The organism is Pyxidicoccus sp. M15, assembly GCF_056858435.1.
The window spans coordinates 3323526-3339498 of sequence record NZ_CM166495.1 but is presented as its reverse complement, the minus strand read 5'-3'; the positions used below and the strand labels follow the sequence as shown (position 1 = coordinate 3339498).

The following is a 15973-nucleotide window of genomic DNA, read 5'->3' as shown; positions in this document are numbered from 1 at the left end:
GCGTGCAGCCCTGAGCCGTTGCGTCGTTGTTGCCACGGCTCCAACTTCGAGCAGTCGTTCTTCTTGAGCGCGCGCAGCGGACCGCCGGCCGGCGACGGCCGTGCCGTGGCCGCATGCGCGCGCTCAGGGAAAGGTAGTCGGTCATGGCCCTGACCCCCGAACAGAAGCGCGCGCGGCTCGCCGAGCTGCTGCGCGAGAAGAACCGTCAGTCCCGTCGTGCGCCGGTGTCCTTCGCGCAGGAGCGGATGTGGTTCCAGGAGCGGCTCAACCCGGGCAGCGCCGCCTTCAACATCCCCACCGCCGTGCGCCTGTCCGGCGAGCTCAACGTCGACGCCCTCCGCCGCGCGCTCCAGGAGTTGGTGCAGCGCCACGAGGCGCTGCGCACCACCTTCGTCGAGCAGGACGGGCGCGTGTTGCAGCACATCGCCCCCTCGCTCGACGTCGCCCTGCCCGTGGTGGAGGTGCAGGACGGCGCTCCCTCCGAGCGTGAGGCCGAGGCCTGGAGCCTCCTGCACGCCGACGCACGGAAGCCCTTCGACGTGGAAAAGGGCCCGCTGCTTCGCACGGTGCTCTACCGCTGGGGCCCAGGCGAATACCTGCTGCTTCTCAACGTGCACCACATCGTCTCCGACGGATGGACGATGGGCGTGCTGGTACGGGAGTTGGGGGCGCTCTATCCCTCTCTCGCCGCGGGTCAACCCTCCCCGCTGCCACCGCTGCCCATGCAGTACGCGGACTTCGCGACATGGCAGCGCGACTGGCTCAAGGGCGAGACGCTGGACTCACAGCTCGCGTACTGGCGCAACCAGCTGGACGCCGACGCCATGCTGGAGCTGCCCACGGACAAACCCCGTCCTCCCGTGGCCAGCACCGACGGGGCTCGCCTCACGGTGGTGCTGCCTCCCGCGCTGCTCCAGTCGCTCAAGCAACTGGCCGGACGCGAGGGCCGCACCCTCTTCACCCTCCTGCTCTCCGCCTACCAGGCGCTGCTGTCTCGCTACTGCGGCCAGGACGACGTCGTCGTCGGCACTCCCATCGCCGGCCGCAACCGCTCCGAGCTCGAAGGCCTCATCGGCCTTTTCGTCAACACCCTCGCCCTTCGCGCCGACCTCTCCGCGGACCCGTCCTTCCTCGCCTTGATGGCCCGGGTGCATGAGGTGTCGCTGGGCGCCTTCGCCCACCAGGAAGTCCCCTTCGAGAAGCTGGTGGAGGCGCTCCAGCCCGAGCGCAAGCTGAGCAGCACGCCGCTTTTCCAGGTGATGTTCGCCCTGCAGAACGCGCCCCTGCCTCCGCTGCGGGTGCCGGGGCTGACGTTGGAAATGCAGCCGGTGGACAGCGGCACCAGCCAGGTGGACCTGACGCTGCTGGCCACCGAGCTGCCCCAGGGCCTGCGCCTCGCCGCGGTGTACCGCACGGACCTCTTCGAGGAGCCGACGGTGCGGAGGCTGCTGGCGCACTTCCAGACGCTGCTGGAGGGCATCGCCGCGCGTCCGCAAGCGCGGCTGTCCGAGCTGCCGCTGATGGACGCCGCCGAGCAGCGGCAGGTGCTGCGGGACTGGAGCACCACCGCCTCCGACTACCCGCGCGAGGCCACGCTGCCTGACGTCTTCGCCGGGGTGGTGGCCCGCTTCCCGGACCATGTCGCCGTGGAGTTCGGCGACTCTCGCCTCACCTATCGCCAGCTCGACGAGCGCTCCAACCCACTCGCACACCACCTGCGCCGCCTCGGTGTGGGTGCCGACTCCCGCGTCGCGCTCGCCGTCGAGCGCTCGCTGGAGCTCATCGTCTCCCTCGTCGCCATCCTCAAGGCCGGCGGCGCCTACGTCCCCCTGGACCCGTCCTACCCGCGTGAGCGACTGGCTGGCATGGTGGAGGACACCCGCCCCCAGGCCCTCGTCACCACACGAGCGCTGTTGTCCCGCCTCCCGGTAGAGGGCCTCTCCACCGTCGTGCTGGAGGACGCAGCGCTCGCTTCTGGGCCGACGCATGCGCTGTCGCCGGCGGCCCTGCCCGATTCGCTGGCCTACGTGGACTTCACCTCCGGCTCCACCGGCAGGCCCAAGGGCGTGGGCACCACCCACCGAAACGTCCTGCGCACCCTGCTGGGCGTCGACTTCGCCCACTTCGGCCCCGACGAGACGCTGCTGCAACTGGCTCCCATCTCTTTCGACGCCTCCACGCTCGAAATCTGGGGCGCGCTGCTGCACGGCGCCCGTCTCGTCGTCATGCCTCCCCAGCCTCCTTCCCTGGAGGAGTTGGGCCAGGTGCTCCGTGAGGCGCGCGTCACCACCTTGTGGTTGACGGCCGGCCTCTTCACCCAGGTGGTGGAAGGCAACCTGGACGTGCTGCGCCCGGTGAAGCAACTCCTCGCGGGAGGCGACGTGGTGCCTCCCACGCATGCGCGCCGCGTGCTCGAAGAGTTGGGCATCCCCGTCACCAACGGCTACGGCCCCACCGAGACCACCGTCTTCGCCGCCTGCTTCCGCATGACGGACGCAGCCCAGGTGGGCGCCTCCGTCCCCATCGGCCGGCCCATCGGCAGCACCCGGCTGTACGTGCTCGACGCTCACGGCCAGCCGGTGCCCGTGGGTGTCGTCGGAGAGCTCTACATCGGCGGCGACGGCCTCGCGCGCGGCTACCTCGGCCAGCCCGCGCTCACCGCCGAGCGCTTCATCCCCGACACCTTCTCTGGCATCCCCGGCGCCCGCCTCTACCGCACCGGAGACCTGGTGCGCTGGCTTGCCGGCGGCGCGCTGGACTTCGTCGGACGCGCGGACACGCAGGTCAAGGTGCGCGGCTTCCGCATCGAGCCAGGCGAAGTACAGGCCGTCATCTCCACCTTCCCGAGCGTCCGCGAAGCCGTGGTGGTGTCCCGCACGGACGTACACGGCGGCAAGCGCCTCGTCGGCTACATCGCAGCCCCCGAGTCGCTCGATGTCGCCGCGCTGCGCGCCTCCCTGGCGGAGCGACTGCCCGACTACATGGTGCCGTCCGCCCTGGTGCGGCTGGACGCCCTTCCCCTCACCGCCAATGGGAAGGTCGACCGCAAGGCCCTGCCCGCTCCGGAGCCGACGGCCTCGGCCGCCTACGTCGCGCCGCGCACTCCTACCGAAGAAAAGCTCGCTGCGCTGTGGACCGAGGTGCTCGGCCTGCCCCGCGTGGGTGCCGAGGACCACTTCTTCGAGCTGGGCGGCCACTCCCTGCTGGCCACCCGCGTCGTCTCCCGCATCCGCGCCTCCTTCGGCGTGGAGCTTCCGCTGCGCGAGCTCTTCCGGGCGCCCACCGTCGCCGCGCTCGCCGCGCTCGTCGATGCCGCCGTGAGTGCAGGTGAGGTGCAAAGGCTTCCGCCCATCGAGCGTGTACCGCGAACGGAGCGGCTTCCGGTCTCGTACTCGCAGCAGCGCGTGTGGTTCCTGGACCAGCTCGAGCCCGGCAGTGCGGCCTTCAACATGCCGTTCACCCTGGAGCTGACAGGCGCCCTCGACGCCGAGGCACTGCGGCGGGCCCTGGAGGCCCTGCTGCACCGCCACGAGTCCCTGCGCACCACGTTCCACGGTGAGGCCGAGGGCCCCGTGCAACGCATCGCCGAGCCCGCTCCGCTGGAGATGGCCCTCGTCGACCTGAGCGGCCTTCCTCCTGAACAGCGCCAGGCGGAGGCGCGGCGGCGCATCAACGCGGACTCCCTGCGCCCTTTTGACCTCGCTACCCGCCCGCTGCTGCGCGCCATGCTCCTGAAGCTCGGGGAGCAGTCGCACGTGCTGCTGCTCAACGTCCACCACATCGTGGCGGACGGCTGGTCCATGAGCGTCCTGGTGCGAGAGCTCGGCGTCGTCTACTCCGCGCTCGCCTCGGGCCAGTCCTTCGTCCTGCCGGCGCTTCCGCTGCAGTACGCGGACTACGCGGCGTGGCAGCGGAAGTGGTTGGAGGGGGCGGAGCTGGAGAAGCAGCTCACCTGGTGGCGCCGCCAGCTCGACGGAGCGGCGCAGGATTTGGAGCTGCCCACCGACAGGCCGCGCACCCTCCACCCTTCGCCGCCGGGGGCCCTTGCACCGGTGTTGCTCCCGCGCGAGCTGGCGGCGGCGGTGGAAGCCTTCTGCAATCGCGAGGGCCTCACGCCCTTCATGCTCTTCCTGGCGGCCTTCCAGCTCTTGCTGTCGCGCTACTCCGGCCAGGACGACATCTCCGTCGGCTCGCCCGTGGCCGGCCGAAATCGCGCCGAGCTGGAGGGTATCGTCGGCTTCTTCCTCAACACGCTGGTCATGCGCACCCGCCTGGATGGCGACCCCACCGTGCGCGAGCTGCTCGGCCGCGTGCGTGAGATGGCGCTGGGCGCCTATGCCCATCAGCACGTTCCGTTCGAGCGCCTCCAGCCGATGCGGGATTTGCGGCAGGCCCCCCTGTTCAGGGTGATGTTCATCCTGCAGAACACGCCGCCCGCGGAGCTGGCCCTGCCGGGGCTGGCGATGCGCAGCGCTCCCGTGGGTGACCACGTCGCGAAGTTCGACCTGACGCTGACGCTGACACGCACCCAGGAGGGCTTCGAGGGCGCGCTGGACTACCGCGCCGACCTGTTCGACGCGTCCACCGCAGGGCAGTGGGTGCGGCACCTGCGCACGCTCGTGGAGGCCCTGGTGGCCGCCCCGGGGAAGCGCCTGTCCGAGCTGTCACTGCTCTCCAGCGAGGACCGGCAACGGCTGCTGGTCGACTGGAACGCCACCCGGGCGGACTTCCCGGAGGCGTGCGTCCATTCGCTCTTCGAGGCCCAGGCGCGCCGCGCGCCGGATGCGCGGGCGGCCTCCTTCGAGGGACAGCACCTCACCTACGCGCAGCTCGATGCGAAGGCCAACCAGCTCGCGCACGCGCTGCGCCGCCAGGGCGTCGGGCCCGAGGTCCGCGTCGCGCTCAGCGTGGAGCGCTCGCTGGACATCGTCGTGGGCCTGCTCGGCATCCTCAAGGCAGGCGGTGCCTGGGTGCCTGTGGATCCACTGCTGCCGCGTGAGCGCCTGGCCTTCATGATGGAGGACAGCGGCGCCACGGTGCTGGTGACTCAGTCCGTACTGGTGGAGCGATTCCCCGAGGCACACCGTGCCCGCGCCCTCTCCCTGGACTCCGAGAAGGACGCGCTCTCGCGTGAGAGCACCGAAGCGCCGGTGACGGGCGTGGCCCCGTACCACCTGGCCTACCTGCTCTACACGTCCGGCAGCACCGGCACGCCCAAGGGCACCGCCGTGGAGCACCGCAGTGTCGCCAACCTGGTGACTCATGAAGCGGTGGCGTACGGCATCGGCCCCGGCAGCCGCGTGTTGCAGTTCGCCAGCCTCTCCTTCGACCTGTCGGTGGAAGAAGTCTTCACCACGCTGTGCTCCGGGGCCTCGCTGGTACTGGCGCCCCTGGAGAAGCTGATGCCGGGCGCGCCGCTGCAGAAGCTGCTGCGCGAAGAAGCCCTCACCGTCATCAGCCTCACGCCCGCGGCGCTGGCGGCCACCTCGGCGGAAGGCCTGCCCGAACTGCGCACCGTCATCTCCGGTGGCGAAGCCCTGCCTTCCGAAGTCGTTGCGCGCTGGGCTCCAGGCCGGCGCCTGCTCAATACCTATGGCCCCACAGAGGCCACGGTGATTGCCACGCTCACCGAGTGCGTCGCGGACGGGCGCGTCCCGTCCATCGGCCGCCCGCTGGCAAACGTGCGGGTCTACGTCCTGGACGTGCGTGGAGAGCCGGTGCCCGTGGGCGTGAAGGGCGAGCTGTGCGTGGGCGGAGTCGGCGTGGCGCGCGGCTACGCGGGCCGCCCCGCGCTCACCGCCGAGCGCTTCGTGCCGGACCGTTTCTCGGGCGAGGCCGGAGCCCGGCTGTACCGCACGGGCGACGTGGTGCGTTGGCGCGAGGACGGAACGCTCGACTTCGTCGGCCGCGCGGATGCACAGGTCAAGGTGCGTGGCTTCCGCATCGAGCTGGGTGAGGTGGAGTCCGCCCTGGCGAAGTTGCCGGGGGTGCGCGAGGCCGTCGTCGTCGCACGTGAGGACGGCCCCGCTGGCAAGCGGCTGGTGGGCTACGTCGTGGCGCACGAGGGCACGCAGACGGACAGCGCCGCGCTGCGCGCCGCCCTGAAGGAAACGTTGCCCGAATACATGGTGCCGTCGGCCGTGGTGGTGCTGCCGGCGATGCCGCTCACGTCCAACGGCAAGGTGGACCGCAAGGCCCTGCCCGCCCCGGCTCTCGCGGCAGCCAGCGGACGTCCGGAATACATCGCGCCGCGCACTCCGACGGAAACGCTGCTGGCTGGCGTCTGGAGCGCGGTGCTCGGCGTGGAGCCGGTGGGCCTGTCCGACAACTTCTTCGAGCTGGGTGGACACTCCCTGCTGGCCACCCAGGCCATCAGCCGCATGCGTGCCGCCTTCGGCGTGGAGTTGCCGCTGCGAGAACTGTTCGACGCCATCACGCTCGCGGGCCTCGCGCTGCGGGTGGAGCGGGCAGTGCTGGCGGGCCAGGGCCCGCAGCTTCCTCCGCTGGTGGCGGTGCCGCGCACGGGCGAGCTACCGGTGTCGCTGGCGCAGCAACGCCTGTGGTTCCTGGACCGCCTCGAGCCGGGCAGTGCCTTCTACAACCTGCCCGGCACACTCCACCTGGAGGGCGCGCTGGACGTCAGCGCCCTGCAGCACGGCCTGACGGAGTTGGTGCGCCGGCACGAGGCGCTGCGCACCACCTTCCGTGAGGGCCAGCACGGGCCCGTGCAGGTCATCCACTCCGCCGCGCCCGTTCCGCTGCCGGTGACCGACCTGTCCGAGCATCCCGATGCGCGCGGTAGCATCGCGGGTTGGGTGCGGGACGAGGCACTGCGTCCCTTCGACCTGACACGGGGCCCGCTGCTGCGGGCCGCCCTGCTCCGGCTCGGGGCCCAGGAGCACGTGCTGGTGCTCACTCAGCACCACATCGTGTCGGACGGCTGGTCCATGGGCGTGGTGGTACGGGAACTGGCCGCGCTCTATCTCGCCTTCTCCGAGGGCCGGCCCTCGCCGCTGCCGGAGCTGTCGGTACAGTACGCGGACTTCGCGGCCTGGCAGCGGAGTTGGCTGCGGGACGAGGTGATGGGGGAGCAGCTCCGCTGGTGGCGCGAGCGGCTCGACGGTGCGCCCCTGGCGCTGGAGCTTCCCACGGACAAGCCGCGTCCGGCGGTGCAGTCGTCCCACGGCGCCGCGCACCCGGTGCTCCTGCCCGTGCCACTGGCCGAGGCACTGGAAACGTTCTGCCGCCGCGAGGGTGTCACACCCTTCATGGCGCTGCTCGGCACCTTCCACCTCCTGCTCAGCCGCTACACCGGCCAGGAAGACCTGCTCGTCGGCTCCGTGCTAGCGGGCCGGGACCGCAGTGAGCTGGAGTCGCTCGTCGGCTTCTTCGTCAACACGCTGCCCCTGCGGGCCCGCGTGTCCGGCTCGGACTCCGTCCGCGCGCTGCTGGCGCAAGAGCGGGAGAGCGTGCTCGGAGCATTCCCCTACCAGTCCGTGCCCTTCGAGCGACTGGTGGAGACGCTCAAGGTGGAGCGCGACTCGAGCCGTCCGCCCCTGGTGCAGGCGACGTTCGTCCTCCAGAACGCCCCCGTGCCCGAGCTGTCGCTGCCGGGGCTGACGCTGCGTGCGCAGCCGGTGGAGGACAATCCGGTCCGCTTCGAGCTGGAGCTCGGCCTGTGGCGCACCGTCGATGGCTTCTCCGGTCAACTCTCCTACAACGCGGACCTCTTCGCGCCGGAGACCATCTCCCGGATGGCGACGCACTTCCGCGTCCTCGTAGAGGGGCTCATCGCAAACCCCGAGGCGCCGCTGTCGTCCCTGTCCATGCTGACGGAGGCCGAGCGTCGTCAGGTCCTGGTGGACTGGAACGCCACCACCACGGACTACCCGCGTGACACGCCCATCCACGCGCTGTTCGCCCGGCAGGCAGCCCTCACGCCGGATGCGGTGGCCGTCGTCTTCGGAGACACGCAGCTGACCTATGGGGAGCTGGACCGGCGCGCCAACCAGCTCGCGCACCATTTGCGTGCCAGCGGAGTCTCGCCGGGCGCGCGCGTGGGCGTGTGCCTGGAGCGCTCGCTGGAATTGGTGGTGGCGCTCGTGGGCGTGCTCAAGGCGGGCGGCGCCTACGTACCGGTGGACCGGAGCCAACCCACCGAGCGCCTCACCTTCCTGCTCCAGCAGTCGGGCGTCGGCGTGCTGCTGACTCAGGAGCACGTCGCGGATGAGTTGCCCGCGCTCGGCCAGCTCCTCGTGTGCCTGGACACCGAGTGGGCCCAGGTGGCCCGCTGGCCGGAGTCGGCGCCCGCGGTGGACGTCGCCTCCGAGGCACTGGCCTACGTCATGTTCACCTCGGGCAGCACCGGCCAGCCCAAGGGCGTCTGCGTGCCTCACCGGGCCGTGGTGCGCCTGGTGTGTGGCTCCACGTTCATCGACTTCGGCCCGCAGCACACCTTCGCGCAGCTGGCCCCGGTGGCCTTTGACGCCTCCACGCTGGAGGTGTGGGGTGCGCTGCTCAACGGCGGTCGGCTCGTGGTGGCTCCGCCGCACAAGCTGTCCCTGGAGGAGATGGGCGCACTGCTCGTCACCCAGGGCGTCACCACGCTGTGGCTGACGGCGGCCCTCTTCGAGCAGGTGGTGCTGCACCAGGGTGAGGCCCTGACCCGCGTGCGGCAGGTGCTCGCCGGTGGTGACGTGCTTCCCGCCGAGCGTGTGCGCCAGCACCTCGCGCGTCTCCCCGAAGGCTCCGTCCTCGTCAACGGCTATGGCCCCACGGAGAACACCACCTTCTCCGCCACGCACTCGATGCGGCCCGGAGACGCCGTAGGGATTTCGGTGCCCATCGGCCGCCCGCTGTCCAACTCCACCACCTACGTACTGGACGCCGCCCTGCAGCTGGTACCCGTGGGAGTCCCCGGCGAGCTGTACGTCGGCGGTGACGGCCTGGCGTGGGGCTACCTCGGGCGTCCGGAGCTGACCGCGGAGCGCTTCGTCCCCCACCCCTTCAGTGCCGAGCCCGGCGCGCGGCTGTACCGCACCGGAGACCGGGTGCGGTGGCTCGAGGATGGGACCCTCCAGTTCCTCGGCCGCACCGACTTCCAGGTGAAGGTGCGCGGCTTCCGCATCGAGCCGGGCGAGGTGGAGGCCGGGGTACGCCGCTTCGCTGGCGTGCGCGAGGCCGTGGTGGTGGTGCGCGAGGACGTCCCGGGCGACAAGCGACTCGTCGCCTACGTCGTGGCTGCAGACGAGGCGGTGCTGGAGCCGCACGCCGTGCGCGCCTTCCTCCAGCTGAAGCTTCCCGAGTACATGGTGCCCTCCGCCGTGGTGGTGCTGCCGGCGCTGCCGCTGTCTCCCAACGGCAAGGTGGACCGCAAGGCGCTGCCCGCCCCCGAGGCCCCGGCCGGCGGCGACGGCGTGGAGTACCTCGAGCCCCGCACCGACACAGAGCGCCAGCTCGCGCGCTTCTTCTCGGAATTGCTGCACGCCGAGCGCGTGGGCGCTCATGACAACTTCTTCGACATGGGCGGCCACTCGCTGCTGGCCACGCAGCTGGTGTCGCGCGTTCGCGCCACGTTCGGCTTCGACATGCCCCTGCGGGACCTCTTCGAGGCCCCCACCGTGGCCGAGCTGGCCACCCGCATCGACGCCGCGCGGAGCACCCACGCAGGCCCGGCGCGTCCGCCCCTGGTCCCCGTGCCTCGCACCGGCCCGCTGCCGCTGTCCTTCGCGCAGCAGCGCCTGTGGTTCCTCGACCAGCTGGAGCCCGGCAGCGCCTTCTACAACATCCCCGCCGCCGTCCGGCTCGAAGGCCCGCTGGACGCGGGCGCGTTGGAGCGGGCGCTCCAGGAGCTCGTCCGCCGGCATGAATCGCTGCGCACCACCTTCCGTCAGGAGGCAGGTGGCACCGTGCAGGTCATCGCTCCCAGCGCGGAGCTGCCGCTGCGCGTGGTGGAACTGGGCGGGCTCGACGGCGACGCCGCCGAGGCGGAGACCCGGCGTCTGTTGGAGGAAGACGCTCAGCGTCCGTTCTCCCTGGGCACGGGCCCGCTGATTCGCGCGCTGCTGGTGAAGCGCGGCGCCGCGGACCATGTGCTGCTGCTCAACCTGCACCACATCGTCACGGACGGCTGGTCCTCCGGCGTGCTCGTCCGCGAGGTGGCCGCGCTCTACGAGGCTTTTTCCGAGGGCCAGCCCTCGCCCCTGCCCGAGCTGCCGGTGCAGTACGCCGACTACGCCGTCTGGCAGCGCGGGTGGCTGCAGGGCGAGACGCTGGATGCGCAGCTCGCCTACTGGCGCAAGCAGCTCGCGGGTGCCCCCAGCGCCCTGGAGCTTCCCACCGACAAGCCGCGTCCGCCCGCGCAGTTGTTCCGCGGCGGCGTCCAGCAGCACGCGTGGGCGAAGTCCCTCTGGGACGGCGCGAAGGCCCTGGCGCAGCGTGAGGGCGCCACGCCCTTCATGGTGGTGCTGGCGGCATACCAGGCGGTGCTGGCCCGCCATGCGGGCCAGGAGGACATCTGCGTCGGCTCGCCCATCGCCGGACGCACGCACGCGGAGACGGAGGGGCTCATCGGCTTCTTCGTCAACACGCTGGTGTTCAGGGCGCACGTCTCGCCCATGGCCACCTTCCGGGAGCTGCTGGCGCAGGTGCGCGAGGTGACGCTCGGGGCGTATGCGCACCAGGACGTCCCCTTCGAGAAGCTGGTGGAGGAGTTGCAGCCCCGGCGGGACTTGAGCCGCAATCCCCTCTTCCAGGTGGCGCTGACGCTGCAGAACACCCCGATGACGGAGGTGAAGCTGCGACGGGGGATGACGCTCAAGGGCCAGGAGGCCGGCAACCTCACCTCGAAGTTCGACCTGTCCCTCCTCATCTGGGAGACGGCCGAGGGCGCCTCGGTGGTGCTCAATTACGACAGTGACTTGTTCGAACCGGGCTCGGCAAGGCGGCTGCTGGAGCACGTGACGGTGCTGCTGGAGGCCGCTGTCGCCGAGCCGGAGAAGCGGCTGCGCGAGCTGCCGCTGATGGGCGAGGAGGAGCGACGCCGGCTGGTGGAGCAGTGGAGCGGGACGGCCGCGAAGTACCCGCGCAACGCCTCGCTGCCGGAGCTGTTCGAGGCCCAGGTGCTGAAGTCGCCGCACTCGGTGGCCGTCGAGTACGAAGGCCAGAGACTGACGTACGAGCAGCTGAACCGCCGCGCCAACCAACTGGCGCATCACCTGAGGACCCTGGGCGTAGGCCCGGAGGTGCGGGTCGCCCTGTGCGTGGAGCGCTCCCTGGAGCTGGTGGTCAGCATCCTGGGCATCCTCAAGGCTGGTGGCGCCTACGTCCCCCTGGACGCCAACTACCCGCTGGAACGGCTGCGGTGGATGAAGCGCGAGGCCAGCGTCTCGTTGCTCGTCGCGCAGGAGAAGCTGGCCGGGGCGGTGTCCGAGGCCGGCGAACCGGTGGTGCTGCTGGACACCGGGCGGAGCGAGCTCGCTCGCCAACCGGAGAGCAATCCGCCCGCCCAGGCCAGCGGCGGCCACCTGGCGTATGTGATGTTCACCTCGGGCAGCACGGGCAAGCCGAAGGGCGTGGGCGTGCCACACCGGGCGGTGTCGCGCCTCGTGCTGGAGACGGACTTCGCGCGCTTCGGGCCGGAGCAGGTGTGGCTGCAGCTCGCGCCCATCTCCTTCGATGCCTCCACGCTGGAGCTGTGGGGTGCGCTGCTGCACGGCTCCAAGCTCGTCGTATTCCCGGCGGGCACGCCCTCGCTGGAGGAGCTGGGTCGCTCGTTGGAGTCCTACGGCATCACCTCGCTGTGGATAACCACGGCTTTCTTCGACCAGATGCAGGCACGGCAGCCGGAAGCGCTGGCCCGGGTGCCTCAGGTGATGACCGGTGGTGAGGTCCTCCCCATGGAGCGTGCCCGCGAGCGGCTCGCCTCGGGGCGCAAGTTGGTCAACGCCTACGGCCCGACGGAGAACACCACCTTCTCCACCTGCCACCAGCTGGAGCGGTTGGAGCAGGTGAATGCCCGCTCGGTGCCCATCGGCCGGCCCATCCGCAACACGACCACCTATGTGCTGGATGAGGCGATGCAGCTCGTCCCCGTGGGCGTGCCGGGCGAGCTGTACGTGGGCGGCGACGGACTGGCGGTGGGCTACCTCGGCCGGCCGGACCTGACGGCGGAGCGCTTCGTGCCCCATCCCTTCGCGGACGGGGAGCGCCTGTACCGCACGGGCGACGGGGTGAGATGGCTGGCGGACGGGACGCTCGAGTTCCTCGGCCGCAAGGACGGCCAGGTGAAGCTGCGTGGCTTCCGCATCGAGCTGGGCGAGGTGGAAGCGGCCCTGACGCAACACCCCCGGGTGAAGGAGGCCGTGGCGCTGGTGCGCGAGGACACGGCTGGCGACAGGCGACTGGTGGCCTACGTCGTGGCGCAGGGCGTGGAGGCCCAGGCGCTCAAGGAGCACCTGCGCACGAAGCTGCCCGAGTACATGGTGCCCTCGGTGGTGGTGCCACTGGACACGTTGCCGCTGACGCCCGCCGGCAAGGTCGACCGACGCGCCCTGCCCGCTCCGATCGCGCTCAGCTCCGAGCAGCGCGAGTACGTCGCCCCCCGCACGGAGACGGAGCAGCGCCTGGCGGTCCTCTGGAGCGACGTGCTGGGCCGCACGCAGGTCGGTGCTGGCGACGACTTCTTCGAGCTAGGCGGCCACTCGCTGCTCGCCACGCAGCTCGTGTCCCACGTCCGGGCGTCCTTCGGCGTGGAGCTGCCGCTTCGCGCGCTCTTCGAGGCATCCACGCTCGAAGCGCTCGCGCTCCGTGTCGAGGCCGCACGGCGTGACGGCGCGGCACCCGAGGCCCCGCCTCCCGTGCCCGTACCGCGTGACGGCGCGCTGCCGCTGTCCTTCGCCCAGCAGCGCCTGTGGTTCATCGACCAGCTCGAGCCCGGCAGCGCCGCCTACAACATCCCTGTCGTCCTGCGCATGGAGGGTGCCCTCCACGTGGACGCGCTCCAGCGGGCCTTCTCCGCTCTCGTCGAGCGCCACGAGGCACTGCGCACCACCTTCGCCTCTCACGAGGGCCAGCCCACCCAGGTCATCCACCCACCCTCGGAGTTCTCACTCACGGTGGAGGACGTGTCAGCGCTGCCGGAGTCCGAGCGCTGGGAGAAAGCCCGCCGCCGCGCCATGCGAGAGGCGGCGATTCCCTTCTCGCTCGGCGCCGGTCCCCTGCTGCGCGCCACGCTGCTGCGGCTGGCGCCCGAGGAGCACGTGCTGGTGCTGGTGATGCACCACATCGTCTCCGATGGCTGGTCCATGGGAGTGCTCGTGCGCGACATGGAAGCGCTGTACTCGGCATTCTCCCAGGGCCGACCGCCCGCGCTGCCAGCGCTCCCGGTGCAGTACGCGGATTACGCCGTCTGGCAGCGCCAGTGGCTGAGCGGCGAGACGCTGGAGGCGCAGCTGGGCTGGTGGAAGCGACAGCTGGCCGGAGCGCCCTCGCAGCTGGAGCTGCCCACGGACAAGCCCCGGCCCGCGGTGATGTCGAACCAGGGCGGCACGGTGCCGGTGCTGCTGTCACGGGAGAGCAGCGAGTCCCTGGAAGCCCTCGCCAAGCGGGAAGGGGCCACGCCCTTCATGGTCCTGCTCGCGGCCTTCCAGGTGCTGCTGTCTCGCTACTCCGGCCAGGAGGACGTGCTGGTGGGCTCGCCCATCGCGGGCCGCCGGTATGCGGAGACAGAGGGGCTCATCGGCTTCTTCGTCAACACGCTGGTACTGCGCAGCCGGGTGAATGCGCGGACCTCCTTCCGGACGCTGCTGGCCCAGGTGCGCGAGACGACGCTGGGCGGCTATGCCCACCAGGACGTGCCCTTCGAGAAGCTGGTGGAGGAGCTGCGGCTGGAGCGGGACCTCAGCCGCCCCGCGCTCTTCCAGGTCCTCTTCGCCCTGCAGAACGCGACCCGGGTGACGCCGCGAAGCTCCTCCCTGGTCCTGCGGCAGGTGGAGGTGGACAACCCCACCAACCGGTTCGAGCTGGAGCTCAACCTCGCGCAGTCGGAGCAGGGCTACGAGGGCGTGCTGAGCTACAACACGGGCCTCTTCGAGGCCGGCACGGCACAGCGGATGGCGGAGCACTTCCGCCTGCTCGTGGAAGCACTCGTAGCTCGGCCCGAGGCGCCCCTCTCCTCCGTGTCCATGCTCTCCGAAGCGGAGCGCCGGCAGGTGCTCGTGGAGTGGAATGCCACCACGCAGGCGGAGACCCGGTACGGGGACACCGTCGCCGTCGAGATGGGCAACACACGCGTGTACCTGCTGGATGCCTTCGGCCAGCCCGTGCCCGTGAATGTCACCGGTGAGCTGTTCATCGGCGGCGTGGCGCGTGGCGACGTGGAGCATCCCGCGCGCACCGCGGAGCGCTTCGTCCCCGACGCGTTCTCCGGTGTCCCCAGTGCTCGCCTCTACCGCACGGGTGACGTTGCCCGTTGGCGCCATGACGGCGTGCTGGAGTTCCTTGGCCGTGCCGATGTCCAGAAGGTGCGCGGCTACCGCATCGCGCTCGCCGAAGCGGACGGTGCGCCGGCCTCCACGGCGGACTTCGTCGCCCCACGCACGCCCACCGAAGAGAAGCTGACGGAGCTGTTCACCGAGCTCCTGCGCCTGCGAAGGGTGAGCGTCACCGGCAGCTTCTTCGAGCTGGGCGGACACTCGCTGCTGGCCACCCAGCTCATCTCGCGCATCCGCTCCACGTTCGAAGTGGAGTTGCCACTGCGCGCGCTCTTCGAGGCCCCCACCGTGGCCGCGCTCGCCGCGCGCATCGAGGCCGCCCGGCAGTCCTCTTCCGGCCCTCGTGCACCCGCCATCGTCCCCGTGCCTCGCACGGGCGCTCTTCCGCTGTCCTTCGCCCAGCAGCGCCTGTGGTTCACCGACCAGCTCGACCCCGGCAATGCCTCCTACAACATGCCCACCTTCGTGCGCATGGAGGGGCGGCTCGACGTAGGCGCCTTGCGACAGGCCTTCGACGAGCTGGTCCGCCGGCATGAAGCCCTGCGCACCACCTTCGTCCAGCACGAGGGCCAACCCGTCCAGCATGTCTCTCCCACGGGCCGGCTACCGCTGGAGACCATCGACCTTGGCGCGCTGACTCCCCAGGCCGCGCGCGAGGAACTGGAGCGACACCTCCGCGCGGACATGCTTCGTCCGTTCGACCTCACCACGAGTCCACTGCTGCGCGCACAGCTGCTGAAGCTGGGAACCACCGAGCACGTGCTGTCGCTCACCATGCACCACATCGTCTCGGACGGCTGGTCCCTGGGCGTGCTGGTGCGGGAAGTAGCGGACCTCTACGAGGCCTTCTCGCAAGGCAGGCCCTCGCCCCTGCCGCCCCTGTCCATCCAGTACCCCGACTACGCCGTCTGGCAGCGCCAGTGGCTCCAGGGCGCAGTGCTGGACGAGCAGCTCGACTGGTGGCGCCGGCAGCTCTCGGGCAGCGCCCCGCTGGGGCTGCCCACAGACAAGATCCGCCCGCCGGTGCAGACCTTCCGCGGCGCGCAGGTGCCGGTGGTCCTGTCGCCCGCGACGTCCGAGCCCCTCAAGGCGCTGTGCCAACAGGAGGGCGCTACACCCTTCATGGTGCTGCTCGCCGCCTTCCAGGTGCTCCTGTCCCGCTACTCCGGGCAGCAAGACGTCTCCGTCGGCTCGCCCATCGCGGGTCGCCAGCGTGGGGAGACGGAGGGCCTCATCGGCTTCTTCGTCAACACGTTGGTACTGCGCTCCCAGGTAGACCCGAGCACTTCCTTCCGCCTCCTGCTGCGCCAGGTGCGCGAGACGGCGCTGGGAGCGTACGCGCATCAGGACGTGCCCTTCGAGCGACTGGTGGAAGAGCTCCAGTCCACGCGCGACCTGAGCCGCAGCCCGCTGTTCCAGGTGCTCTTCGCCTTGCAGAACACGTTCATGCCCTCGCTCGACATGAACGGGATGAAGCTGCG

The 15973-nt window shown here is 70.8% G+C and carries 1 protein-coding gene (running past one end of the window); it reads left to right on the top strand.

Going from position 1 to position 15973, the window contains the following annotated elements; genetic code table 11:
• The first annotated feature begins 143 nt into the window (after positions 1-143).
• Positions 144-15973: the 5' portion of a non-ribosomal peptide synthase/polyketide synthase gene (locus ACX9TP_RS13240; protein WP_482980077.1), read on the top strand. 15622 nt of this gene lie beyond the right edge of the window; the window shows 15830 of its 31452 coding nt (coding positions 1-15830); its start codon is at positions 144-146; its stop codon lies beyond the right edge, outside the window.